Annotated in this window: 23 protein-coding genes, 1 tRNA gene and 1 pseudogene; 19 read left to right on the top strand and 6 right to left on the bottom strand. The window is 62.0% G+C overall.

The window, feature by feature from the left end; genetic code table 11:
- The first annotated feature begins 168 nt into the window (after positions 1-168).
- The 3 genes from A7X77_RS01865 (at position 169) to A7X77_RS01855 (ending at position 2699) form a co-directional block, all read left to right on the top strand.
- Positions 169-1689: an ATP-binding protein gene (locus A7X77_RS01865; RefSeq protein ID WP_064681317.1), complete on the top strand. Its 1521-nt coding sequence runs from the start codon at positions 169-171 to the stop codon at positions 1687-1689.
- A 123-nt stretch (positions 1690-1812) separates the two neighbouring features.
- Positions 1813-1889 (top strand) — tRNA-Arg (locus A7X77_RS01860).
- 258 nt (positions 1890-2147) lie between these two features.
- A complete protein-coding gene (locus A7X77_RS01855) occupies positions 2148-2699 on the top strand; it encodes a DNA methyltransferase (RefSeq protein ID WP_245293696.1) in 552 nt (183 codons plus the stop codon).
- A 53-nt stretch (positions 2700-2752) separates the two neighbouring features.
- Here A7X77_RS01855 and A7X77_RS01850 read toward each other — a convergent pair whose 3' ends face one another.
- Complete coding sequence (locus tag A7X77_RS01850) at positions 2753-3178, bottom strand: hypothetical protein (protein WP_064681316.1); 426 nt, start codon at positions 3176-3178, stop codon at positions 2753-2755.
- A gap of 136 nt (positions 3179-3314) precedes the next feature.
- Here A7X77_RS01850 and A7X77_RS34180 point away from each other — a divergent pair, with 136 nt between their 5' ends.
- From A7X77_RS34180 to A7X77_RS01805, 10 genes and pseudogenes are all read left to right on the top strand, one after another.
- Positions 3315-3443: a hypothetical protein gene (locus A7X77_RS34180; protein WP_280950303.1), complete on the top strand. Its 129-nt coding sequence runs from the start codon at positions 3315-3317 to the stop codon at positions 3441-3443.
- A complete protein-coding gene (locus A7X77_RS01845; protein WP_064681315.1) occupies positions 3443-4030 on the top strand; it encodes a hypothetical protein in 588 nt (195 codons plus the stop codon). Before A7X77_RS34180 ends, A7X77_RS01845 begins: the two co-directional genes overlap by 1 nt.
- Before the next feature lie 222 nt (positions 4031-4252).
- Positions 4253-4573 carry a hypothetical protein gene (locus A7X77_RS01840; RefSeq protein WP_064681314.1) on the top strand — a complete coding sequence of 107 codons (321 nt, stop codon included), beginning with the start codon at positions 4253-4255 and terminating at the stop codon, positions 4571-4573.
- A gap of 191 nt (positions 4574-4764) precedes the next feature.
- Positions 4765-5137, top strand: a pseudogene (locus A7X77_RS01835) (cell surface protein).
- Between the two features lie 154 nt (positions 5138-5291).
- Positions 5292-5591, top strand: a complete 300-nt coding sequence (locus A7X77_RS01830) for a hypothetical protein (RefSeq protein ID WP_064681313.1) — start codon at positions 5292-5294, stop codon at positions 5589-5591.
- 263 nt (positions 5592-5854) lie between these two features.
- Complete coding sequence (locus A7X77_RS01825; protein ID WP_064681312.1) at positions 5855-6523, top strand: class I SAM-dependent methyltransferase; 669 nt, start codon at positions 5855-5857, stop codon at positions 6521-6523.
- Between the two features lie 257 nt (positions 6524-6780).
- Positions 6781-7662: an aldo/keto reductase gene (locus A7X77_RS01820; protein ID WP_064681311.1), complete on the top strand. Its 882-nt coding sequence runs from the start codon at positions 6781-6783 to the stop codon at positions 7660-7662.
- 592 nt (positions 7663-8254) lie between these two features.
- Positions 8255-9529, top strand: coding sequence for an alpha/beta hydrolase (locus A7X77_RS01815; protein WP_064681310.1), 1275 nt, complete (start codon positions 8255-8257; stop codon positions 9527-9529).
- Between the two features lie 84 nt (positions 9530-9613).
- Positions 9614-10864 (top strand): NAD(P)/FAD-dependent oxidoreductase, encoded by a 1251-nt coding sequence (locus A7X77_RS01810; RefSeq protein WP_064681309.1) that lies wholly within the window; start codon positions 9614-9616, stop codon positions 10862-10864.
- A 35-nt stretch (positions 10865-10899) separates the two neighbouring features.
- Complete coding sequence (locus tag A7X77_RS01805) at positions 10900-11937, top strand: 4-hydroxyproline epimerase (RefSeq protein ID WP_064681308.1); 1038 nt, start codon at positions 10900-10902, stop codon at positions 11935-11937.
- Between the two features lie 34 nt (positions 11938-11971).
- Here the strand turns inward: A7X77_RS01805 and A7X77_RS01800 are convergent, their stop codons facing one another.
- Both A7X77_RS01800 and A7X77_RS01795 read right to left on the bottom strand, forming a co-directional pair.
- Positions 11972-12346: a nuclear transport factor 2 family protein gene (locus A7X77_RS01800; protein WP_064681683.1), complete on the bottom strand. Its 375-nt coding sequence runs from the start codon at positions 12344-12346 to the stop codon at positions 11972-11974.
- Between the two features lie 95 nt (positions 12347-12441).
- On the bottom strand, positions 12442-13974 hold the full coding sequence (locus tag A7X77_RS01795; protein ID WP_064681682.1) for a winged helix-turn-helix domain-containing tetratricopeptide repeat protein: 1533 nt from the start codon (positions 13972-13974) through the stop codon (positions 12442-12444).
- A 118-nt stretch (positions 13975-14092) separates the two neighbouring features.
- On the opposite strand from A7X77_RS01795, the gene A7X77_RS01790 reads away from it, so the two are divergent.
- Positions 14093-14527: a cupin domain-containing protein gene (locus tag A7X77_RS01790; RefSeq protein ID WP_064681307.1), complete on the top strand. Its 435-nt coding sequence runs from the start codon at positions 14093-14095 to the stop codon at positions 14525-14527.
- Between the two features lie 76 nt (positions 14528-14603).
- A complete protein-coding gene (locus A7X77_RS01785; protein ID WP_064681306.1) occupies positions 14604-15086 on the top strand; it encodes a RidA family protein in 483 nt (160 codons plus the stop codon).
- A 64-nt stretch (positions 15087-15150) separates the two neighbouring features.
- Here A7X77_RS01785 and A7X77_RS01780 read toward each other — a convergent pair whose 3' ends face one another.
- The 3 genes from A7X77_RS01780 to A7X77_RS01770 all read right to left on the bottom strand — a co-directional run bounded on the left by A7X77_RS01780 (position 15151) and on the right by A7X77_RS01770 (position 18858).
- Positions 15151-16698: a putative bifunctional diguanylate cyclase/phosphodiesterase gene (locus A7X77_RS01780; RefSeq protein WP_064681305.1), complete on the bottom strand. Its 1548-nt coding sequence runs from the start codon at positions 16696-16698 to the stop codon at positions 15151-15153.
- Positions 16699-17153: 455 nt separating this feature from the next.
- The gene (locus A7X77_RS01775) at positions 17154-17627 is read right to left on the bottom strand and encodes an RbsD/FucU family protein (RefSeq protein WP_064681304.1); all 474 of its coding nucleotides are present in this window, start codon (positions 17625-17627) and stop codon (positions 17154-17156) included.
- Positions 17611-18858: an ROK family transcriptional regulator gene (locus tag A7X77_RS01770; protein WP_064681303.1), complete on the bottom strand. Its 1248-nt coding sequence runs from the start codon at positions 18856-18858 to the stop codon at positions 17611-17613. The genes A7X77_RS01775 and A7X77_RS01770 overlap by 17 nt, the downstream gene beginning before the upstream one ends.
- Before the next feature lie 324 nt (positions 18859-19182).
- Here A7X77_RS01770 and A7X77_RS01765 point away from each other — a divergent pair, with 324 nt between their 5' ends.
- The 4 genes from A7X77_RS01765 to A7X77_RS01750 all read left to right on the top strand — a co-directional run bounded on the left by A7X77_RS01765 (position 19183) and on the right by A7X77_RS01750 (position 22833).
- On the top strand, positions 19183-20202 hold the full coding sequence (locus A7X77_RS01765; protein ID WP_064681302.1) for a sugar ABC transporter substrate-binding protein: 1020 nt from the start codon (positions 19183-19185) through the stop codon (positions 20200-20202).
- A 152-nt stretch (positions 20203-20354) separates the two neighbouring features.
- Entirely contained in the window at positions 20355-21419 is a 1065-nt protein-coding gene (locus A7X77_RS01760; protein WP_064681301.1) for an ABC transporter permease, read from the top strand.
- A 2-nt stretch (positions 21420-21421) separates the two neighbouring features.
- Complete coding sequence (locus A7X77_RS01755) at positions 21422-22204, top strand: ATP-binding cassette domain-containing protein (RefSeq protein ID WP_010030521.1); 783 nt, start codon at positions 21422-21424, stop codon at positions 22202-22204.
- Positions 22201-22833 carry a nucleoside triphosphate hydrolase gene (locus A7X77_RS01750; protein WP_064681300.1) on the top strand — a complete coding sequence of 211 codons (633 nt, stop codon included), beginning with the start codon at positions 22201-22203 and terminating at the stop codon, positions 22831-22833. The genes A7X77_RS01755 and A7X77_RS01750 overlap by 4 nt, the downstream gene beginning before the upstream one ends.
- The last annotated feature ends 1 nt before the right edge of the window (position 22834 follow it).

Genomic DNA, 22834 nt, shown 5'->3' with positions numbered 1-22834 from the left:
TCCCTCCCCCTGTGGGGAGGGGTCGGGGAGGCGCCTGCCTCCTCTCGGATGCACGTTTCTTGTGGCGACATGACGCTGATCGCAAAGATTTGAAAGCGGAGGCTGTTGGTCTAATATAAGGCTCCAACGATGAGGGCGGCTGCATGCCGCTGATCGGGCGAGACTCACATGCCGGTTCGAAACCAGGGCAATGATCCTTCGGCAGATATCCCGGCGGCCGGCGAGGCCGCCAAGGGACGGTGCCCGTCTGTCGGCATGTTCGGCGGATTGTCCGGCAAGCTGCTCTGGCTTACCGTCGTCTTCATCATGCTCGCCGAAATCCTGATCTTCTTTCCCTCGGTCGCCAGCATGCGCATGCGCTGGCTGCAGGACAGGCTGAACACGGCCGCCGCCGCCGCCATCGTCATCGATGGGCTGCAGCCGATCGAGCTGCCGCGGGCGCTTCAGAAGGAGACGCTCGAGGCGACCGGCACCAAGGCGATCGTGCTGCGGAAGGAAGGCACCTCACGGCTCCTGGCGACAACAGACATGCCGGCGTCGGTCGACGAATCCTATGATCTGACCGACGTGCCGCCGCTGACGTCGATCCGCGACGCGCTCGACACTCTGATCTTCGGCGGCAGCCGCATTATCCGTGTCTATGGTCCTGTCGGCGAAACCAAGGTCGGCGTCGAGGTGGTGATGAAGGACCGGCCGTTACGCACGGCGATGTTCGCCTATTCACGCAACGTGCTGCTGCTGTCGGTGCTGATCTCGCTGTTCACGGCGACGCTGATCTTCTTTGCGATCAACCGCCTCCTTATCGGCCCGATCCGCCGGCTGACCGGCAGCATGCAGCAGTTCTCCTCCGATCCCGAAAACCCCGCCCATATCTATATCGGCGACGGCGGCCGCGACGAGCTGGCGGTGGCCGGCCGCAATCTCACATCGATGCAGATGGAGCTGCAGAAGACGCTGAAGCAGCAGAAGAACCTGGCAGCGCTCGGGCTTGCCGTTTCCAAGATCAATCACGACATGCGCAATATCCTGGCTTCCGCGCAGCTGATGTCGGACCGGCTGGTCGATGTCGATGATCCAATGGTCAAGAGCTTCGCGCCGAAGCTGTTGCGCACCATCGACCGGGCGGTCGGTTATACCACCGAGGTGCTGTCCTACGGCAAGGCGAGCGAATCCGCCCCGCGCCGCCGCCATGTCCGGCTGCTGGAGCTGACCCAGGATGTCAAGGACATGCTGGCGATCGACCCGCAAAGCGGCATCGAATTCATCGAGCAGTTCGCTGCCGATCTCGAGGTCGATGCCGATGGCGAACAGCTCTTCCGGGTCATTCACAACCTCTGCCGCAACGCCCTGCAGGCGCTGACTGCGCCGGGCGAGGGCGGCCCGGGCGCTGTCAGGCGCATCACCGTCTCCGCCCAGCGCGTCGGCAGCGTCGTCAGCATCACCGTGGACGATACCGGACCCGGCATGCCGCTGAAGGCGCGCCAGAACCTCTTTGCCGCCTTCCGCGGTTCGGCCCGTTCCGGCGGCACCGGTCTCGGCCTCACCATTGCCCGCGAGCTGGTGCTCGCCCATGGCGGCACCATCGCGCTTGTGGAAAAACCAACGGTCGGCACCCAGTTCCGCATCGAAATCCCCGATCGCCCGGTCTCGCTGGACGATTACCGCAACCGGACGCACAGCGAGAAGTGAGGGAATTTCACCCGCCGTGGCCGCAAACAAGCAAACGCGCGATTTTTTCAGAAATGCTCTTGCATTGTCGGAAAGGACCCTTTAGAGGATCGCCCACGCAAGCGGTACCGCCGCTTCTGCCACGCACCCGTAGCTCAGCTGGATAGAGCACCAGACTACGAATCTGGGGGTCAGGAGTTCGAATCTCTTCGGGTGCGCCATTTTCTTTTCATCATCTGAAATTCCGCACGGCTCCTGAATCGGCAACGTCATCTGGCGTCTCTCCGCCGGGTCGCGACCAGATGCTGGCGCTCTTCCGGTCCCTGCGGAGGAGGTGTGCCCGGTGACCGATGTGGGCGGAGGGAGTTTGTCGTGACAATCTCAGACTTATTGACGGTCTCCAACCGACATCAATTTCCCTTGCCAGATTTTCAGAACGGCGATGAAATCAGGTTCCCCCCCGCGCTTTGGCGTCGGCATTGCTTGATCGGTTTACAAAATCGGGAGACGCCGTCTTCGATCCCTTTGTGGGCTTGGGAACGACTTTCTTTGTCTGCGAGCAGAGCGGCAGGATCCCCTATGGGATAGAAGCCGACCGGCAGAGATATGAATGGGTCAAGCAACGCATCGCGACAAAGCATCATCTGGTCTGCGGTGATAGCGCAGAGCTGGCAGCTTTCGATTTTCCCGAGATGGATTTCTGCATCACATCGCCGCCATACATGCCCGATTGGCACAAATGGAACCCGCTCTATAACGGGGACCCGGATTATGACGGCTATGACGTCTATCTGAAAAGAATGCAGGAAATATACGGCCGATTCTGCAAACGCATGAAGACGAAGGCTTACCTCGTCGTTCAGGCCGGCAATCTGACCAGCGAACAATTCTCCCCCCTTGTCTGGGATCTGGGAAGAGCTTTGTCAGAGGTGATGACGCTTGAAGGCGAAATCATGGTGAATTGGTCTGATGCAGTGAAAGGCGGCAGCCGATTCACCCAGTGCCTCGTGTTCAGGAATACGTGCGGATAACAAACTTGCCGCCACGGGAACCCCAGTGACGGCCCCAAGGCAGTGAAGCGAAACTATTGAGCGGTCGGGAAGTCTCTCTCAAAGGCTTCCCTTTCTCTCTTCCCGAACGCGGATGAGTAATAGCCACTGCAGATCAGATAAGAGCACTTATCCGGATTGCCCATTTGCCAACCCGGCAGGCAGGTTACGACTCGCTGGAATTGTTCGTTGCAAAGGCCGTGGTTTGCCAAGAGCCGCGGCTCGTTTCCGAAATACGCGCTTATGGCTTTCTGGCGAGTCCATGCAGGAACGACTTTCCAATCAGCGTCGCCGCCCTCAGCACTAACATTGCCGGTCGCACAGAGCGACCAGTTGGAAATTACGATCGGCTGATCGCAGGCAAAAGTCTGGGCGGCGCTTCCCAGCAAGATTGAAACCAGTACCAACAGCCGCTGGTCATAGATCATCGCGCCCTTCTCCCTCATGCCGAACTTTCGCATCGTGGCCTCCAACCGTGTGCAACTACCATCGCCGGTCTAACGGGATCAGGTGACATCGAAACGACTAAGATTATTTTCCTAGTTCATGAAACGTTCTAACGCTAGATTGCCGGCCGTTGCAACCATGGAATGTTGAATGTCGAAGAATATTGTTGTGATTGGCGATGTCGCCGCTTGGGCCGGTCGTTCCCTCCGCGGGCGTGAAAAAACGGGTTCTTCCGGCGTTTCCCGCAAGGACGGGCTGGCCGCCGAGGCGAGGGTCTGATGGCGGAATTCAGCCCTCGTGACAGGAGCCGCACCAGTGCAGGCAAGACGCGGTCCCTCGTGCGCAAACATACAGCGCCGCCGAGCGGGAGTGATGACGGCAGCCTTCGCTGGCAGTGGTTGACGATCCAGCTGCTGGAATCGCCGGCGTTCACGTCACTGAGCGCGAATGCCAGCCGCGCCTTCTTTCGGATCATCATCGAGCACACCGCGCACGCCGCCCTGGCAAATGGCAGGCTTATCGTGACCCATCCGCAGTTCGTCTCCTACGGCGTCACCGGCGAATATGTGGCCGATGCCCTCGACGAACTGGAATATAAGGGCCTTGTCAAAGTTCGCCGCGGCCGGGCGGGCAGCGGTGTCGCGCATCCGAACCTCTTCACGCTGACGTTTGTCGGTGACCATGAAGGCGCACCGCCCACGAATGATTGGAGGCGATGCACGACGGAAAGGTGCCGGAAGTGGTCCGAGATCGACCGCAAGCTTGCCGCCGAAAAACGCGGGCGGGTCGGCCGAAAGAAAAAAACGCCACTTCGGGATCCCGAAATTCCCCCGCTTCGGGATCCCGAAATTCGCCGCGCCTCGTGAGCGCTCGGGGCGTGGGAAGAGGCAATGATTTCAATGTCGCAACCAATTTCGGGATTCCGCAGTGCTATATAGATTCTGGTGAGGAAATCCTCAGGGGCCCGCAATATCAAACCATGGGCTCGTCGAGCAGTTGCCTGCCGTTGGCATGCCTAGTTTCGCGCAACCTTGCTGGTGTATTCGCGAGCGTGATGATGTTTGACGCGCTTTCGGCCGGAGGAATGCATGGCGATGGGAATTTTTCGGGCTCTGGGCGCGGCGGCGATGATAGCGGTTCTTTCCGGCTGCGTCGATCACGCCAACCACCCGGTGCTGCTGGCCGTCGGCGTGCCGGTCAATCCGCCGGCCGTTGCACACGGCCTCTGCATGACCGACGGCAATGCCATGTATGACGAGGCGAAGCGCCAATATGAGCTGCGCGCGCAGCTGACCGGATATGCGCAGGCCGATGCGTTGGAAGCGGAAACGATTGCTCGCGCCGCCGCCCATCGGCAATATGTCGCCTGCCTCTCCGGCCAAGGCTACCGCACATTATACGCGAATTGAGAACAGAGAATTCGTGTTTCCTGGCCAGCGCTGCCGGCGCCCTTCGCCGGATTGCGACTTTTCACAATTTTTCGCGGGAAGGTCACGCCAGATCGCCTGCAATCACGAGTTTTGGAAATCGCGCGTGGTCGCGGAACCCCGCCGGTCGCAAAGGCATCTTCGCAGGGTAAATCCATGAAGGAGGGTTTATCATGAAGATATTCAGTCCTATCCCTTTGACCAGCGCCCTTGGCACTCGTGTCGCCATGGCGGCGATCGTTCCGGCTGAGGCTGCACCCCTTCCCACGCTTCGGCCGGCCATCGTCTCGGAGGTGAAAGACGTGCAATATAAGGCACATGCCGGCACCTGGCACGGCTATTGGGGCTTTGCCACGGAACGTGCCGGCACCCGACGCCATTCCGATGGCTATTGGTATCCGCTGGGCCGCCTTCGGCGTTGAAGCCGGCACGACTGGCGCGATCAGTCACCAGCCCGTCAACAGGCTGGCGGCTCCAACAATGTGCAACCCTACGTTTTCCGGATTGATCGATCCCGGCAGCATGCCCTGCGATAACGGCTATTGAGCCGGCAAAGGAAAGAGGCGACGACGAGCCGCCCTTTTCTCGCTCGGGGCGCCGCTCACATGTTCGTGACCCCTGTTGCGGGCGGTAGTATGTGACAGATCCGCTTCCTAACTCCTCGGCGTAAATTCCCTGAAATCCTCCCAAGGAGACGATCATGATCACGACATTCAAGAGCGGCCTGGCGGCGGCGGCCCTCGGCGCAATGTTCGGCCTTTCCTCGTTCTCGGCCGAAGCGGCTCCCCTCCAGTCGAGTGCGACGGAGCAGGGCGCGGTCAAGCAGCCGGTTGCCCAGGAAGAAACCCAGGTGCAGCGCGACAGGCGCACCACTGGTTCCATCGGCGAGCGCGGCCCTAATACCATGGCTTCACCCTACATGATGAACCCGAAGAAGCCGCTGAACATGGGTTGCAAGCTCGGCTTCAACCCGACAAGCAGCTCCAGCTGCAACTATTGAGGCTTCGCGATCGGGCTGAGGGGCGGCTTCCGGGCCGCCCTTTCCATGTGGACGGTGGCCGGAACGGCGCCAGCCATTCGCGCGAGCACCCGCCATGTCATTGATGGCAAAAAGCCATGGCGCAAACAGGCCGGACGCCGATTAAAAAAAATCGTCGCAAACGCCGGCTCACACAGGCGATTGACGTCTCTGCCTTGGAATTGCCATGCTGGCCGCGATGGTCGCATTGATACTCAATTGAATTTCAGACAGGTGGAACAGTCATGACCGCAAAGGCTGCATGCTCCGACTTCCTGCATTTTTTCCGCTCCTGGGTCAGCAACCCGCTTCGGGTGGCCGCCATCGCGCCGTCTGGCGACTCCCTGGCCAGGATCATGACCAGCGAAATTGCCGCACTTGATGGGCCGATCATCGAGCTCGGCCCGGGCACCGGCGTGTTCACCCGGGCGCTGCTCGCCCGCGGCGTCAGCGAGGCGGATCTCACCCTGATCGAGTATGGGCCTGAATTTATCAACGCGCTGCAGGCGCGTTTCCCGGCGGCGCGCGTCTTGCAGATGGATGCCGCCCACCTTGCCCACGCCGATATTTTCAAGGACGAACCGGTCGGCGCCGTCATCAGCGGTCTGCCGCTTCTGTCGATGTCGCCGCGCAAGATCGCCTCGATCCTTGCCGGCGCCTTCACCTATATGCGGCCGGGCGGGGCGGTCTATCAGTTCACCTATGGCCCGCGCTGTCCGGTGCCGCGGCCGATCCTCGACCGGCTCGGCCTCAAGGCCGTGCGCATCGGCGGCACGGTGCGTAACCTGCCGCCGGCCTCCGTGTACCGGATTTCCCGCCGCAAGCCGCTGGAGCTTTCCCGCGAGCGCCTGCGATACCGCGACAGCGACGGCGAAATCGACGTCGCCGCCTTTTCCGGCGAAACGGGCGCCTGACGGCAGTCGTTACCATGGGAGCGCCGGCATCGCTTTGACGCCATGTTTACGGCGCCATCCCTGTTATGTCAGTGCCACCATCCTATATCTCAAGCGTCCGCGGCGACGGGCAGCTCACCACCATCTTGCCAGCGCCAGGGGCAGGGCGGACAGTCGCGCTTCGAAAGCCGCTTCCAGCCGATGCCACCGGGGGCTCGGCAGGGTTCCGCCGTCCCGCAGACTTCAAACCATTTTCATTGACCAAGAGAGGAAAGATCATGGCCAGTTACAACGCAGCCAAGTCAGGCACTTTCAGGATCGGCGGGGAGATCGAGGTCAATCGTCTCGGTTTCGGCGCCATGCGCGTCACCGGCAAGGGCATCTGGGGTGAGCCCGAAGATCACGCCGAATCCATCCGCACGCTGGAGCGCCTGCCGGAGCTTGGCGTCAATTTCATCGATACGGCCGATTCCTACGGTCCCGATGTCTCCGAATGGCTGATCAAGGAGGCGCTGCATCCCTATGGCGGCAAGTCCGTCGTGGCCACCAAGGGCGGCTTGACCCGACACGGCCCTGACATCTGGTTGCCGGTCGGCCGTCCCGAATATCTGATCCAGCAGGCGCATAAGAGCCTGCGCAATCTCGGGCTCGAACAGATCGATCTCTGGCAGCTTCACCGCATTGATCCGAAAGTCCCGGCCAGGGAACAGTTCGATGCGATCGGATCGCTGCTCGATGCCGGCCTTATCCGCCATGCAGGTTTGAGCGAAGTCTCCGTCGCCGATATCGAGGCCGCCTCGAAGCACTTCAAGGTCGCCACCGTCCAGAACCGCTACAATCTCGTCGATCGCACCAGCGAGGACGTGCTCGATTATTGCGCCAAGCACAATATCGGCTTCATCCCCTGGTACCCGCTGGCTGCCGGCGATCTCGCCAAGCCGGGCTCGCTGCTCGATACGATCGCCAGGAAGCACAATGCCGCGCCGAGCCAGATCGCGCTCGCCTGGGTGCTGAAGCGCAGCCCGGTGATGCTGCCGATCCCCGGCACCTCGAAGGTCAAGCACCTGGAAGAAAACGTCGCGGCCGTCGACATCACGCTCTCCGACGAGGAGTTTTCGGCGCTGGATGCTGAAGGCCGGAGAGTGTTCAAAGCGGCTTGAGGGGGCGACTGCCGCCGAAGAGAGTGCCCAGCCCAGACCCCTCCCCACAAGGGGAAGGGGCTAGGATGCCGTACCGCTTCACATAACGTCCATCATGCCAATCTGTAGAACGGGAACAGCCGGTAAGACTTTACTTTTGGTCGCGGCGGGTGCTGCGGCTAGCCCCTCCCCCTTGTGGGGAGGGGTCTTGAGCTGGGCGAACGATCGGCGATCAACGAGGCCTCATTTTTCAGCAGAATTTGACCACTTGGTCAAACATGCCGCAAAATGAGGCGTCGATTTGTTATTTTCAGGGCAAGCGTTGCACTGGACGCATTGCTGCATTGCGGTATTTTCGCTATTCCCGATCAAATGAATGGGCTATCACTATCTTCGTAAGCAGCGCACTCCTCCTCCCAGCGCTCTTACATCGGACTGACAACACTCCTCCTCCCAGTTGTCAGTCAGGATCAAGAGCCTGGCGCACCTCCTCCCGCGCCAGGCTCTTTTCTTTTTTCCCCCAAGTTTTCACCGCGGTTTGACTCGGCAGGCGTCGACGGACTATTTGAACTGGCGCCCACTGTCCGGTGCGCGCACCGGTTGGAGTTTGATCATGATCGGCAGATGGCGAGCCCCGCATCCGGCCCTGACAGGTCTTCTGGTAGCGCTGGTGCTCGCCGGCTGCGGCGGCAGGCCGGTCGGCGTCATGCAGGCGGCCGGCACCGTGCCGCCTGGGACCTCGAAGGTCGATCTGCTCGTGGCGACGACGCGGGCTGCCGATGACAATCCCGCCGTACTTTTCTCCGGCGAGCGCGGCACGGGGCTTGCCGTCAATGCCGTCGATGTCTCCATCCCGCCGGATGCCAATCGCAAGATCGGCCAGGTGCAATGGCCAAGGCGGCTGCCGGCCGACCCCTTACGCGATTTCGTCACCGTTTCCGTCGATCCGCTCGAGGGCGAGCGGGCGGGCGAGACCTGGCTGAAAACCCATATGCCGAAGAGCCGCCGCGTGCTCGTCTTCGTGCACGGCTTCAACAATCGCTACGAGGACGCCGTCTACCGCTTCGCCCAGATCGTCCATGATTCCCATGCCGACGTCGCCCCCGTCGTCTTCACCTGGCCCTCACGCGCCAGCATCTTCGATTACAATTACGACAAGGAAAGCACCAACTACTCCCGCGACGCGCTGGAGGAGCTGCTCACCCGAACCGCCGCCAATCCCGCCGTCAGCGATGTCACCATCATGGCGCATTCGATGGGCACCTGGCTCACCGTCGAAGCGCTCAGGCAGATGGCGATCCGCAACGGTCACGTGGCCTCCAAGATCAACAATGTCATTCTTGCTTCACCCGATCTCGATGTCGACGTCTTCGGCCGCCAGTTCGCAAGCCTCGGCAAGGACAGGCCGCATTTCACCATCTTCGTCTCGCAGGACGATCGTGCTTTGGCGCTGTCGCGGCGCATCTCCGGCAATATCGATCGGCTCGGCCAGATCGACCCCTCGGCCGAGCCTTATCGCAGCAAGCTCGAAGCGGCCGGCATCACCGTTCTCGATCTCACCAAGCTCAAGGGCGGCGACCGGCTGAACCATGGCAAATTCGCCGAAAGCCCCGAAGTCGTGAAGCTGATCGGCGACCGGCTGATTGCCGGTCAGACGATCACCGATTCCAATGTCGGTCTTGGCGAAGCGGTCGGCGCCGTGGCAATGGGCGCTGCCCAGACCGCCGGAAGTGCGGTCAGCGTCGCCGTCAGCACACCGATCGCCATCTTCGATCCGCGCACCCGCCGAAATTACGATGCCCAGCTGAAACGTCTCGGCCAGTCGATGGACAATACCGTCGGTTCGGTCGGCGACAGCGTCGGCGCCGGCCTGCCCGCAAGCCAGTGAAAATTTCGTAGGCAATCGCCGCTTATCTGATATATCAGGCTGGCGAAGCGGCGGTCCTGTCTGCCGTGCGGTTGGGTTGATGGCATGGCTGAAGAGACGAAGAAGAGGGTTGTTGTCGTCGGCGCGGGGGTGATCGGCGCCTCCATTGCTTTCGACTTGCAGCGACGTGGATTTCAAGTGACGCTGGTCGACAAGGGCGAGCCGGGACGCGGCACCTCTTTCGGCAATATGGCGAGCATCGCGCTCGATTTTGCCGCTGGGTCCGGCCCTTCGACCTGGAGGAAAATGCCCGGCTGGCTACTCGATCCCGAAGGCCCGGTCTGGCTGCGGCCCTCCTATGCGGCAAAAATGCTGCCCTGGTTCCTGCGCTTCCTCGCCGCCGGCCGCCCGTCGCGCCTCAGAGAAATCGAAGATGCCGGCATGAGCCTGTCGCAGCGCGCGCTCGGCGATTTCAGGGAGATGCTGCAGGCGATCGGCGCTCCCGAACTGATGACGGAGGAGGGGTGCCTGGCGATCTATGAGACCGAGGCTGAATTTGCCGCCGATCGCGGCCATCTCGCCATGATGCAGCGTTACGGGTTCGAATTCGAGGTGTTGAGCAACGGCGCCATCCAATATTATGAGCCGGCTCTTTCGCCTGTCATCGCCAAGGCCGTGCTGCTGCCCGACAACAAGTCGATCCGCGATCCCTATAGACTGGTGGTCAAACTGGCCGAGGCGGCCAAGGCCGCGGGCGCGGCCCTTGTCTCCAGCGCCGTCAGGAACATCGAGCGCAGGGGCGATGGCGCCGTCGTCGTCCTCCTGGACGATGGCCGCCGTCTCGAGGCCGATTCCGTCGTGCTCGCCGCCGGCGTCCACACCCGTTTTCTGGCCGCAAAGCTCGGCGAGCCGATCCCGCTCGAAACCGAGCGCGGCTATCACACGCAGATCATGAAGCCGGGCATCTCCATGCGCTATTCGGTGATCTGGCCGGCGCGCGCCTTCATGGTGACGCCGACGGCCGGCGGCATCCGCGTCGGCGGCAATGTCGAACTCGCCGGTCTCGATGCCGTACCGGACTTCCGCCGCCCGCGCGTGCTGGTGCGCCACGCCCAGCGCGCGCTTCCCGGGCTGAAACTCGAGGAGGCGACGGACTGGATGGGCCATCGCCCGGCGCTGCCCGATACGATCCCGATCGTTTCGCCGTCGTCAAAAATGCCGGGTGTTTTCTATGCGACCGGCCACGGCCATCTCGGCCTGACCTATGCCGCGACGACAGCGCGGCTGATCGGCGATATGGTGAGCGGCATTGAGCCGCCGGTCGACCTGACCCCGTTCCGCATCGACCGATACTGAAAGAGAACCGTTACTTCTGACCCGGAGTTTTCGATATGAGATGGAAGCGCACGATCCAGCTGCTGGATGTCCATGCCGAAGGCGAGATCGGCCGCGTCGCGATCGGCGGCGTGCCGAAGATCCCGGGCGAAACCATCGCCGCCCAGCTGCATTGGCTGAACACCGATCCGAAGGGCGACGAGCTGCGCCGCTTCCTGTGCCTGGAGCCGCGCGGCGCCCCGATCGGCTCGGTCAATCTGCTGCTGCCGGCGCGTCATCCGGAAGCGGACGCTGCCTTCATCATCCTGCAGCCCGACCAGGCTCATGCGAGCTCCGGCTCGAACTCGATCTGCGTGACGACAGCGCTGCTCGAAGCCGGCATCGTCGAGATGCAGGAGCCGGAGACGATCGTGACGCTGGAAACCGCAGCCGGCCTCGTCAAGGCGACGGCGACCTGCCGCGATGGGCGCTGCGAGAAGGTCAAGCTCACCATGGTGCCGTCCTTCGTGCATGAACTCGACGTCGAGATCGACACGCCGCATTGGGGCAAGATCAAAGCCGATCTGTGCTATGGCGGCATCTTCTATGCCCTCGTCGATGTCGGCCAGATCAATCTGACGATCGAGAAGGCCAATGCCGCCGGCCTCGTCCAGGCCGGCATGATTCTCAAGGAGCTGATCAACCGCGACATCAAGGTCGTCCATCCCCAAATCCCGGCAATTTCAGGCGTCGCCTATGTGATGTTCCGCGATACCGAGGCCGACGGCACGGTGCGCACCTGCACCACCATGTGGCCGGGCCGGGCCGACCGCTCGCCCTGCGGAACCGGCAATTCCGCCAACCTCGCCGCGCTGCATGCCAGGGGAAAGGCGAAGGTCGGCGACAGCTTCACCTCGAAATCGATCATCGGCTCGCAGTTCGAGGTCGGGCTGCAGGCGGTGACCGAGGTCGCCGGCCGTCCGGCAGTCATTCCCACCATCACCGGCCGCGGCTTCACCTTCGGCCTGACCCAGGTGGCGCTCGACCCCTTCGACCCGCATCCCGGCGGTTTCGCGCTCACCGACGTCTGGGGGCCATCGGCGGGGGAGATTTGAGCGTTCGGGGCAGGATGGAGGCGGGTCGCCGGATTTAGCTGGTGTCGCGGATATCGAAGCGGGCCACCCTGCCGTTCCGAAATCGAAACATGTGCCCGATGGTCTTATCCTCAAGCCCCTGCGTCTGACCTTGGAGTGGTTGGCCTTGAAGGTCACGGATTGACTGCCGGACCTCGACAATGACCGCGCCGTCCGCTGTTCGATTGAAGCCGACCGGATCGACATGCGGGTCGATCATCGTCCACTGACGTGTCCAATATGCCCGAACCGCCTCGCGCCCGTGAACGTGGCCGCCGTCCATGCCGTTGGCCCAGATGACGTCCTCTGTAAGCGCTGCCAGAACGGCGTCTATATCGCGATCATTGAAGCGCTCGTACATGCGCTGCAGCATTTTGATATCATCGTCCATCGTTCTCTCCTTTGCAGAGGTGCAGTAGTTGAGTTTGAGCCGTTCCATCGGACTGTCTTCGAACTCCGGTTTACGACGGACCATCTCGGCTAGTTTTAAATGTCCGCTTCTCGGAGCAGCCGCTCAAGGCGGGCCGCCCATTCCTTGTTGCCCTCCCTGAACGGCCCAAGCGCATCGCCGGCAGCGTCGGGCAGAACGTTGGCAGCAGCGGCAAATCGGCGGGCCTGCTCGATATTTCCGAGCGCCATATGGCAGCACGCCTGAATGCGCATGAGCGCCGGCCGGTCGGGCCGCGCCTTTAACGCCGTGCGTCCCACCGCGAGCGCCCCTTCGACATCGTCTGAAAAGAACAGCGCAAGCATCAAGAGACTGAACCAGACCCCATTCTGCGGATCATGGGGATTGAGTTCGAGGCCGCGAGACAAGGGCTTTCGGGCACCGGCCGCATCACCCGAAAAGAGCCGAGCCATGCCGAGCACGAGATGCCCCAAGGCGAAGCTCGAACCGAGCTCGATCGCCCGTTCCGCCGCGAGGATCGCCTGATCGGCTCTGCCCGTGTAGGCCGACACGATCGCCAGCGCATAATGCGAATACGGGTTTCGCGCGTCGAGATAGATCGCCCGCAGCGCCGCATTCAATCCCTCGCTGCCATCCGCGGCAGGATCGTCCGTCCAGCCATAGGCGAGGAGGCCGGCGTTGACCCGCGCCCGCCAAATCTGCGCCTCCGGCAGCATGGGGTCGAGCTCGGCGGCCTCGCGGAAAAATCGTCTTGCCAGAAGGTGGGTTGGCTGTGAGACCTTGTGGAAATTGAATGTGCCTTGCCGGACAAGGTCCCAGGCCGTGATGTTGCCGGTGTGGGGAGCGACTGCGAGCCCATGGCGCAACAACAGCTCGGGTTCGACCGCCGCGGCGATCCGCTCGGCGATGGCGTCTTGCACCGCAAATATCTCGGCCAGCTGAAGATCGTAGTGTTCGGACCAGACGGTCGCGCCCTTCGCGGCGTCGGCGAGATGCACCGATATCCGGATCCGGTCGCCGGTATACCGGATAGCCCCATCCACCAGAAAATTGACACCGAGTTCGAGCCCGACGGCGCGCGGGTCCCTGGAGCCATTCCATCTTGCGAAACTCGCTCCGCGTGACGCGACGCGCAGCCATCTGAACCGGGTGAGTGCGATGATTAGGTCGTCGGCGATACCGTCGGCCAGATATTGTCGCTCGGCATCGCCGCCCAGATTTTCAAACGGCAGGACTGCAATACCGGGGCTGGCTTCGGCTCGCGCATGCCACCCGCTGTCGGCTCCGTCGGTCAAGCTCTCCACCCGGCCGGAAAACCTGTAGCCGACCCGTGGGACGGTGACGATCCATTCGCCGCCGTCGGATGCGGGGCCGAGCAGCTTGCGAAGGGCCGCAATCTGAACCGAAAGATTACTTTCCTCGACGGCCAACCCCGGCCAAACGGCATCCATCAGCGCCGATTTGGAAACGACGCCCCCTTGTGCCGCAAGCAGAGCGGCAAGCAGCGAAGCGCCGCGGGCGCCAATGGCGACAGGCCGGTCGTCACGAAGCAGGCATCCGTTCTCGGCAATGAACTCGAAGTGGCCGAATGCAAGGTGCGGAGTGTTCATGGCCGGCCATGATACGCCGATTTCGCAGTTTTTCGGAACTTTTCGGTCTCTCTTCAGGACTTGCGCCGGCCGTGCGCGCAGAGTCTGTTTCATCGCAGAGATGGAAATGGTGAGAGCCATGAAGAACGAAGCAGCGCAGCCGAAAAATCCTCCTGCATTAACCGCGAAAGTCGTAAGCGGGAGCGGCAGCCAGCTTGCCAAGCAGGGATCTGTGTATCGGTCGGGCGTCTCCGCACAGAGCGTCGGATCAAATATGCTGTGGCTCGGGGCGATTTCGCTGCCCGCAGGCAGACGAACCGGCGCTCACCGCCATGAGGGACACGAAACCGCCCTTCTAATGACCGCAGGCCAGGAGATCGAGATCTGGTCAGGGCCGAAGCTCGAACGCTGCGAAATGGTCCGCCCCGGTGACTACCTGTTCATTCCGGCCGGCGTTCCGCACGTGGCCGTCAATCGCAGCCCGGAAGACGCCGAATTTCTCGCTGCCCGCAACGATCCCGCGGCGAACGAGAGCGTCATTCTGATGCCGGAGCTTGACCACATCGTGCCGTAAGGCGCGATCCTTGTTCGCTTGCGGCGTACGAAGTCTTTGCTTTTATCCGCGCTCCAAACACCTCGGGAGGTGCATCATGGCCATCATCGAACAACGTCTCGCCGAAATGGGCCTGGAATTGCCCGAGCCTTTAAAGGTTCGCGATGGCCTGCTGCTGCCCTTTGTCTGGGTTCGGGTGCGCGGCGCCCGCGCTTATATCTCAGGGCACGTCGCGTGCAACCGCGATGGCACATTGGCCAACCCTCTTGGCAAGGTCGGCGCCGAGGTTTCGCCGGAGCAGGGTTACGCGTCGGCGCGGCTGGTTGCCCTGGCCCATCTCGCAAGCCTCAAGCGGGCTCTCGGAGACCTCGATCGGGTCACGGCCTGGTTGCGCGTCTTCGCCATGGTGAATATTGCTCCGGGTTTCAATGAGACGCCCCTGGTCACAAACGGCTATTCCGATCTGATCATGGAACTGTATGGTCCCGATATCGGTGCGCACGCCCGCTCGTCGATCGGCATGGCCATCCCGTTGAATGCGCCGGTAAACTGCGAAGCGGAAGTCGAAATCGACGGTTGAGTCCCTACCAGGCGAGGGGGAATCGATTGTCACTTCTGCCTCGTCAGGCGAACGCATGGCTTCGTTAACGACGCTGGAGAATCCTGCTGTCGACTTGATGTGCGGTGATCTCCTCAATCGGCGCGGGCCTGCCCAGCAGATATCCTTGGCCGAAGTCACAGCCGAGATCCTGAAGCCGCTGAAGTTGGCTCTCTTCTTCGATGCCTTCGGCCGTTATCCTCACGCCCAGCCCGGCGCCGAGAGCGACGATGGCCTTGATCACCTTGTCTTGCTTGTCATTGGTCTCGAACGAAGCAACGAAACTCTTGTCGATCTTGATCTTGTCGAACGGGTAGCTGGACAGCTGCGAGAGGCTGGAAAAGCCCGTTCCGAAATCGTCGAGAGCAATCCTGACCCCCGCATTCACCAGATCGTCGAGGACAATGCGTGCCGTGACGGCGTCCTGGATGATGGCGCTCTCCGTCACCTCAAGTTCGACCCTGTGCGCGGGCAGGCCGACATCGCCCAATATCTTGAGAATTCTGAGGCCCAGTAACCGGTCGCTCAGTTGGATCGGCGAAAGATTGAAGGACAGGACAAGCTCGCTTGGCCAGGAAAGCGCATCGGTGCAGGCGCTGCGAAGCAGCTGATCAGTCAATTCGACGATCAGGCCGGCTTCCTCCGCCACTGGAATAAATTCGCTCGGCGGGATGAATTCGCCGGACGCCGTTTTCCAGCGCGCCAGCGCCTCAAAGCCGATGATCTTGTTCATCTTGAGGTCCACGAGCGGCTGATAATAGGGAACGATCTCGCCCTTCCGGATGGCCGCCCGCAGATCCCCTTCTATCCTGATCCGTTTCGCGAGCTCCTCCTGCATCGAAGGCACGAAGGGCTTCACCAGATTGCGGCCCTGTTTTTTCGCGACATACATTGCACAATCCGAATGCCGGATGACTTGACCGAGCTCATCGCCGTTCTCGGGATAAAGTGCGAAGCCGACACTGGCGCCGAGATCGACGGCGACACCATTGAATGTGAACGGCTTTCCGATCGCGCTGACGATGCGGTTCCCCAAGGCAACAAGATCGGGATTTCCGACCAGCCGCGCCAGGACCACAAACTCGTCTCCGCCAAGGCGAAAAACGTGCTCGCGGGCGAAGAGCGACGAGAGCCGCTGAGCGACAGTCTTCAGCACCGCGTCACCGTGATCGTGCCCCAAGAGATCGTTGACCTTCTTGAAGCCGTCGAGATCGATGCTGAACACGGCAAAAGCATTTTGTGCCGTTTGATCGGTCATCGCCTGCGCGCATATGGAGTCCAGGAATCTGCGGTTCGGCAGCTCGGTCAACGTGTCGTGACAGGCAATCCAGTCGACATGCTTCTCGGCCTGCAGCCTGCGATGAACCTCCCGAGAAAGGTCCCGGATTCTCAGTGCGGAATAAATGAGCCCGAGAAACCCGGAGATATTCAGGGCAAGCAGCGCGTGGTCCAGCGGATAGTCGTGATGCTGGTCGACGAAGTCATCCAGCACCCCATGCCAATCGAAGCGCCAGGAGAGGCTGAAGAGAAGCAGGAAGATCGCGAGCCAGCCCAATATCTCCATCTGGGGTCTGGTCGGTTGGATGCGAGGCATATGAACAGGCTCCCGTGGTGTGACGAGCCATCATGGCCAGTTCGCAGGACCGCATCGTCCTTGGCGGTAATCGAAGACCGCCACAACTCATTCGGACGGAATTAAGAGAGCCGGCTTGCCGTCATTGATCAAGCGCGCACACCGACACCGTCCCAAGATTTCTTTGAACGTTGAAGGTTAACGGTGGGTTGCCTGGACGAAGGTGCGGGCATTTCGCTGCGCATAACGGATAGCTTTCCCGCAATTCGGATGGGCTTCGAATTTGAAAGGCTGCGACACGCTGTTGCCTCAAGCCGATCAGGAGAACGGCCTTCAGGTTCCGGCAAAGGCCGCTTTCATGGAATCGGTCGGCTATAGCGCGTCGCGATCTTTCAGATTCGCTTCTCGCGCTTTAGCTCCTTGTTTTTGCGCATGTCGTTGCCGCAAAACCGCTGCACACTTTTGCGCAACATGCTTTAGTAGACGAACGGATCCACCTCGGCCGCCTGCGTGCCCGGTTCTTTCGGATAGATCACACCCTTGCGCAGGATGATGTTGGCATAGAGCCTGGGTTCGCTGGTCTGGACCAGCGCATGGGCGGCGCGCACCCGGCCGTAGAAATCCTGGCCGACGAGCGGCACCACCTGCCGGTGCGGTTCGTGTTGGGCGCAGCAGTCGATCATCTCCTCGTGCACGGGATCGAGCTTGTCGCGCTCGGCCTTGACGGTCGAGCGGAAGATTGCTTCCGGCACGAAGTCGTCGATCGGCAACACGCTGAGCACGGCGTTGAGCACCGGAATGAGGCGGTGGCCGTCGAGCCGGATCAGCCGGCGGGCATGTTCGACACCGGGATAATTGCCGTCGACGATGGCAATCTCGTCGCCGTGGCCCATCGCCCGAAGCGTGAAAAGCAATTCCGGGCTCAAGAGCGGATCAAGTCCCTTCAGCATGGTCTACCTCCTTGAAGAGTACGTTCTGGTCGGTGAGGTAACGCGAAAAGATCGGCAGGCTGGCGCCGCCGATGGCGCGGGCCTGTGCGCCGACGGCGCCCTCGATGATTTCGGGCATGACGACGCCCTGCAGGTCGAGCTTGGCGGCTTCGTCAATCGTCGCCTGCACGACGCGGCTGCGCACCCAATGGGGAAAGCCGCCGTCGATGACGGCAGCGCTGAAATCGACGATCGAGGCGGCCGCGACGATCGCCTGGGCCAGCGCCTTGGCGCTATCCTGGATCCAGATTTCCATCGGCTCGCCGAAATCCACCCAGTCGTCGGCGGAATACCAGAGCGGCTCGGGATCGATGCCGCGTTCGCGCAGCATGTTTTCCAATACGAAGATGGAGGCGATTTCGAGCAACTGCTTGGTTTTGCCGTTCCTGTCGCGCACGGGCAGCGGCCCGATGGCGCCCGCCGTGCCGGTACGGCCGGAAAAGATCGCCGAATTCAACACGATGCCGCCACCGATGAAGGAACCGATGAAAAAATAGACAAAGTCGGGATAGGAGGGGCCGACGCCGAAGACGAGCTCGGCGCCGCAGGCGCTGGTCGCATCGTTCTGCAGGAAAACAGGATGGGAGACACGGGCGGCGATATCGGCCTGCAGGTCGACATCCCGCCAGACCTCCATGGCGCCCGGCGGCGCGCCGACTTCTTCGGCCCAGTTCCACAGCTCGAACGGGGCGGCGATGCCGAGGCCGGCAATGCGGCCGCGCTGCTTGTCATCGAGCCGGCTTTCGATCTCCTCGATGCCTGCCGTGACGAAGGCGAGGATTTCGTGCGGCAGCGGATAGGCATAGGTCTGGTGCAGCTGCATGCGGATGCGGCCGACGAAATCCATCAGCACCAGATCGGCGCTGCGCCGGCCTATCTTCAGGCCGAAGGAATAGACGGCGTCGGGGTTGAGACGCATCGGGATCGACGGTTGGCCGACCCGGCCGCGCACCGGCGCCCCGCGCGACAGCAGCCCTTCTTTTTCCAGCACCCGCATGATGACGGAGACGGTCTGCGCCGACAGCCCGCTGCGGCGCGCGATATCGGCCTTCGACAGCGCGCCGTAGAGGCGCACCAGCGACAGCACGAGCCGTTCGTTATAGGCGCGCACCCTGACCTGGTTCGCGCCCCCGGCCGGATTGAGAATGGGCGGCGGGACCGGTGTGTGTTCCGGTCCATCCAAAGACGACATGGCCGCTCCTCCCGAGCGTTGGCCTCTTGCATGTTCCCCGGATCGGAAGCGATCCATGGCGATTACGCAGCAGCTGAAAGCGGTACGGCGGCCTTCTCTGCGTTTGAAAAGGCGCGGTACCGTACATCTTAATGCGATTGAGCATGCCACATCGAATTAATAATTCAATTGGATTTATTTATTGACAAGCCGATTTCTTTCGCTCTTAATTGCCCTCGTCAAGGGCACGAGGCGGCTTCGGCAGCAGCAGCGACCGAAGCGAAGTGTCACATCTCGAAAATTCCGGCCCGCACGGGCGGCGCCGGCAAACTCTGGGAGGAGTTCATGAAGAAATCAGTTCTCGCTTTCGGCGCGCTCGCACTCGGCGTCGCCTTTTCCGCGCCGGCCATGGCAGCCGACGTTTCCGCCTGCCTCATCACCAAGACCGACACCAATCCCTTCTTCGTCAAGATGAAGGAAGGTGCGACGGCCAAGGCCAAGGAACTCGGCGTTTCGCTGAAGTCCTATGCCGGCAAGGTCGATGGTGACAGCGAGAGCCAGGTTGCGGCGATCGAAAGCTGCATCGCCGACGGCGCCAAGGGCATTCTGCTGACCGCCTCGGACACCAAGGGCATCGTCTCTTCGGTCAAGAAGGCGCGTGATGCCGGCGTGCTGGTCATCGCGCTCGACACGCCGCTCGAGCCGGCCGATGCCGCCGACGCCACCTTCGCCACCGACAACCTGCTCGCCGGCAAGCTGATCGGCCAGTGGGCCAAGGAAACGCTCGGCGACAAGGCCAAGGACGCCAAGGTCGGCTTCCTCGACCTGACGCCGTCGCAGCCGACGGTCGACGTCCTGCGCGACCAGGGCTTCATGATGGGCTTCGGGATCGACCCGAAGAACCCGGACAAGATCGGCGACGAAGACGACAGCCGCATCGTCGGCCATGACGTGACCAACGGCAACGAGGAAGGCGGCCGCAAGGCCATGGAAAACCTTCTGCAAAAGGATCCCGGCATCAACGTCATCCATACGATCAACGAGCCGGCCGCTGTCGGCGCCTATCAGGCGCTGAAGGCTGTCGGCATGGAAAAGAACGTGCTGATCGTCTCGGTTGACGGCGGCTGCCCTGGCGTCAAGTCGGTCCAGGAAGGCGTCATCGGCGCCACCTCGCAGCAATACCCGCTGCTGATGGCGTCGCTCGGCATCGAGGCGATCAAGAAGTTCGCCGACTCCGGTGAGAAGCCGAAGCCGACGGAAGGCAAGTCCTTCTTCGACACCGGCGTCTCGCTCGTCACCGACAAGCCGGTTTCCGGCGTCAAGTCGATCGACACCAAGGAAGGCACGGACAAGTGCTGGGGCTAAGCCCGCGCTTTTGAATCGGAAAACGGCCGGGGCTTGATCCCCGGCCGTTTTGGACGGACGATGTGCCGTTACTCCACCGGCTAAGCAACGAACGGATGAACAGGAGTGACGGCCTCCGCGCGGGTTCGGCGCGCGGATGCGGAGGAGGAATCATGACCGGAGCACAGGAATTCGAACGCGTTCTCGATGGCAGCGACAAGAACGTCGCCTCCTTCGAGCACCAGAGCGTCCCGCTGATCAAGCGCGCCCAGCATTTTCTACACTCGACGCCGGCCGCCGTGCCGCTGATCGTGCTGGTGCTGGCGATCATCATCTTCGGGGCAACGATCGGCGGACGCTTCTTCTCGTCCTACACCCTGACACTGATCCTGCAGCAGATCGCCATCGTCGGCATTCTGGGTGCCGCCCAGACGCTGGTCATCCTGACGGCCGGCATCGATCTTTCGATCGGCGTCATCATGGTGATCTCGGCCGTGATCATGGGCAATGTCGCCATCACCTACGGCATCCCGACGCCGATCGCGGTCGCAGCCGGCATGCTTGTCGGCGGTCTCTGCGGCTTGCTGAACGGCTTCCTCGTCGCCTTCATGAAGCTGCCGCCGTTCATAGTCACGCTCGGCACCTGGAACATCGTCATGGCGACGAATTTCATCTATTCCGCCAATGAGACGATCCGCGACGCCGATGTCGACGCACAGGCGCCGCTGCTGCATCTTTTCGCCACAAGCTTCAGGCTCGGCACCGCCGTGCTCACCCTCGGCGTCATCGCCATGGTGCTGCTCGTCCTGCTGCTCTGGTATGTGCTCAATCACACCGCCTGGGGCCGGCATGTCTATGCGGTGGGCGACGATCCCGAGGCGGCCAAGCTCTCCGGCATCCAGACCAAGAAGGTGCTGCTCACCGTCTACACCATATCGGGCGTCATCGCCGCCTTCGCCGCCTGGGTTTCGATCGGCCGCAATGGCTCGATCTCACCGTCTTCGGCGGTTACCGATTATAACCTCCAGGCGATCACCGCGACCGTGATCGGCGGCATCTCGCTCTTCGGCGGCCGCGGCTCCATTCTCGGCACTCTCTTCGGCGCCATGATCGTCGGCGTCGTGTCAATGGGCCTCAACATGCTCGGCGCCGATCCGCAATGGAAAGTCCTGTTGACGGGCGTGCTGATCATCGCCGCCGTCGCCATCGATCAGTGGATCAGAAAGGTTTCGGTGTGATCATGACTGTCGAACCCATTCTCACCGCCCGCGGTCTCGTCAAGCGCTATGGACGCGTGACCGCGCTCGACAATGCCGATTTCGACCTCTACCCGGGTGAAATCCTCGCCGTCATCGGCGATAACGGCGCCGGCAAGTCCTCGCTGATCAAGGCGATTTCAGGCGCCGTCACGCCGGATGAGGGAGTGATCACGCTCGAAGGCCGGCAGGTGCATTTCCGCTCGCCGATGGAAGCGCGTGAGGCCGGCATCGAGACTGTCTACCAGAACCTCGCTCTGTCGCCGGCGCTCTCCATCGCCGACAACATGTTCCTCGGCCGCGAGATCCGCAAAAAAGGCCCGCTCGGCTCGCTGTTCCGCATGCTCGACCGGCCGGCGATGGAAAAACTCGCGCGCAACAAGCTTTCCGAACTCGGCCTGATGACCATCCAGAACATCAACCAGGCGGTGGAGACGCTCTCGGGCGGCCAGCGCCAGGGTGTCGCCGTCGCTCGCGCCGCCGCCTTCGGCTCGAAGGTCATCATCATGGATGAACCGACCGCGGCTCTCGGCGTCAAGGAGAGCCGCAAGGTGCTGGAGCTGATCCTCGATGTGCGCGCCCGCGGCCTGCCGATCGTGCTGATTTCGCACAACATGCCGCATGTCTTCGAAGTGGCCGACCGGATCCATATTCACCGCCTCGGCCGGCGCCTGACGGTGATCAATCCGAAGGAATACACCATGTCGGACGCGGTCGCCTTCATGACCGGCGCCAAGGCGGTGCCGACGGAGCCCGTTGCTGCATGAGTGCACGCATCGACGAAATCGCCGGCGAGGTTCTTGGCCGCGCCGGCGATGCCAGACGTTTCCTGATCGGCATTGCCGGGCCGCCGGGTTCGGGCAAATCGACCATGGCCGACAATCTGGCTGCGGCGCTGAAGGCCAAGGGCGAAAGTGCTGCGGTCCTGCCGATGGACGGCTTCCACATGGACAATGCCATCCTGATCGAACGCGGCCTGCTGGCGCGCAAGGGCATTCCCGAGACCTTCGACGTCCGCGGTTTTCTCGATATCATCGCAGCCGTGAAACGGGCCGACCAGGAGGTGCTGGCGCCGGTCTTCGATCGTTCGCGCGAGCTCTCCATCGCATCGGCCCGGCCGATCGATCCGAAGGATCGCTTCATCATCGTCGAGGGCAATTATCTGCTGTTTACGCAGGGCAAATGGGCCGAACTCGATGGCGTCTTCGACTTCACCATCATGCTGGCACCGCCGATCGAGGTGCTCGAGGAGCGGCTCTGGGCGCGCTGGCGCGGTTATAACCTCACCGAAGAGGCCGCCAAAGCCAAGGTCTACGGCAACGACCTGCCAAACGGCCGGCTCATCCTCGAAAACCGCCGTCCGGCCGACGTGACGCTGGAGATCGCGCTGGCGTGAT

Origin of the sequence: Rhizobium bangladeshense, assembly GCF_001662075.1 — a bacterium.
GTDB classification, from domain to species: Bacteria; Pseudomonadota; Alphaproteobacteria; order Rhizobiales; family Rhizobiaceae; genus Rhizobium; species Rhizobium bangladeshense_B.
This window is presented reverse-complemented; position numbering and strand designations above follow the sequence as displayed.

What these genes read in the sequence shown, in the direction of transcription:
- A7X77_RS01865 (WP_064681317.1), top strand. Translation starts at nt 169, where the DNA reads ATGCCGGTTCGAAACCAGGGCAATGATCCTTCGGCAGATATCCCGGCG.
- A7X77_RS01850 (WP_064681316.1), bottom strand. Translation starts at nt 3,178, where the DNA reads ATGCGAAAGTTCGGCATGAGGGAGAAGGGCGCGATGATCTATGACCAG.
- A7X77_RS34180 (WP_280950303.1), top strand. Translation starts at nt 3,315, where the DNA reads ATGTCGAAGAATATTGTTGTGATTGGCGATGTCGCCGCTTGGGCCGGT.
- A7X77_RS01845 (WP_064681315.1), top strand. Translation starts at nt 3,443, where the DNA reads ATGGCGGAATTCAGCCCTCGTGACAGGAGCCGCACCAGTGCAGGCAAG.
- A7X77_RS01840 (WP_064681314.1), top strand. Translation starts at nt 4,253, where the DNA reads ATGGCGATGGGAATTTTTCGGGCTCTGGGCGCGGCGGCGATGATAGCG.
- A7X77_RS01830 (WP_064681313.1), top strand. Translation starts at nt 5,292, where the DNA reads ATGATCACGACATTCAAGAGCGGCCTGGCGGCGGCGGCCCTCGGCGCA.
- A7X77_RS01825 (WP_064681312.1), top strand. Translation starts at nt 5,855, where the DNA reads ATGACCGCAAAGGCTGCATGCTCCGACTTCCTGCATTTTTTCCGCTCC.
- A7X77_RS01820 (WP_064681311.1), top strand. Translation starts at nt 6,781, where the DNA reads ATGGCCAGTTACAACGCAGCCAAGTCAGGCACTTTCAGGATCGGCGGG.
- A7X77_RS01815 (WP_064681310.1), top strand. Translation starts at nt 8,255, where the DNA reads ATGATCGGCAGATGGCGAGCCCCGCATCCGGCCCTGACAGGTCTTCTG.
- A7X77_RS01810 (WP_064681309.1), top strand. Translation starts at nt 9,614, where the DNA reads ATGGCTGAAGAGACGAAGAAGAGGGTTGTTGTCGTCGGCGCGGGGGTG.
- A7X77_RS01805 (WP_064681308.1), top strand. Translation starts at nt 10,900, where the DNA reads ATGAGATGGAAGCGCACGATCCAGCTGCTGGATGTCCATGCCGAAGGC.
- A7X77_RS01800 (WP_064681683.1), bottom strand. Translation starts at nt 12,346, where the DNA reads ATGGACGATGATATCAAAATGCTGCAGCGCATGTACGAGCGCTTCAAT.
- A7X77_RS01795 (WP_064681682.1), bottom strand. Translation starts at nt 13,974, where the DNA reads ATGAACACTCCGCACCTTGCATTCGGCCACTTCGAGTTCATTGCCGAG.
- A7X77_RS01790 (WP_064681307.1), top strand. Translation starts at nt 14,093, where the DNA reads ATGAAGAACGAAGCAGCGCAGCCGAAAAATCCTCCTGCATTAACCGCG.
- A7X77_RS01785 (WP_064681306.1), top strand. Translation starts at nt 14,604, where the DNA reads ATGGCCATCATCGAACAACGTCTCGCCGAAATGGGCCTGGAATTGCCC.
- A7X77_RS01780 (WP_064681305.1), bottom strand. Translation starts at nt 16,698, where the DNA reads ATGCCTCGCATCCAACCGACCAGACCCCAGATGGAGATATTGGGCTGG.
- A7X77_RS01775 (WP_064681304.1), bottom strand. Translation starts at nt 17,627, where the DNA reads ATGCTGAAGGGACTTGATCCGCTCTTGAGCCCGGAATTGCTTTTCACG.
- A7X77_RS01770 (WP_064681303.1), bottom strand. Translation starts at nt 18,858, where the DNA reads ATGTCGTCTTTGGATGGACCGGAACACACACCGGTCCCGCCGCCCATT.
- A7X77_RS01765 (WP_064681302.1), top strand. Translation starts at nt 19,183, where the DNA reads ATGAAGAAATCAGTTCTCGCTTTCGGCGCGCTCGCACTCGGCGTCGCC.
- A7X77_RS01760 (WP_064681301.1), top strand. Translation starts at nt 20,355, where the DNA reads ATGACCGGAGCACAGGAATTCGAACGCGTTCTCGATGGCAGCGACAAG.
- A7X77_RS01755 (WP_010030521.1), top strand. Translation starts at nt 21,422, where the DNA reads ATGACTGTCGAACCCATTCTCACCGCCCGCGGTCTCGTCAAGCGCTAT.
- A7X77_RS01750 (WP_064681300.1), top strand. Translation starts at nt 22,201, where the DNA reads ATGAGTGCACGCATCGACGAAATCGCCGGCGAGGTTCTTGGCCGCGCC.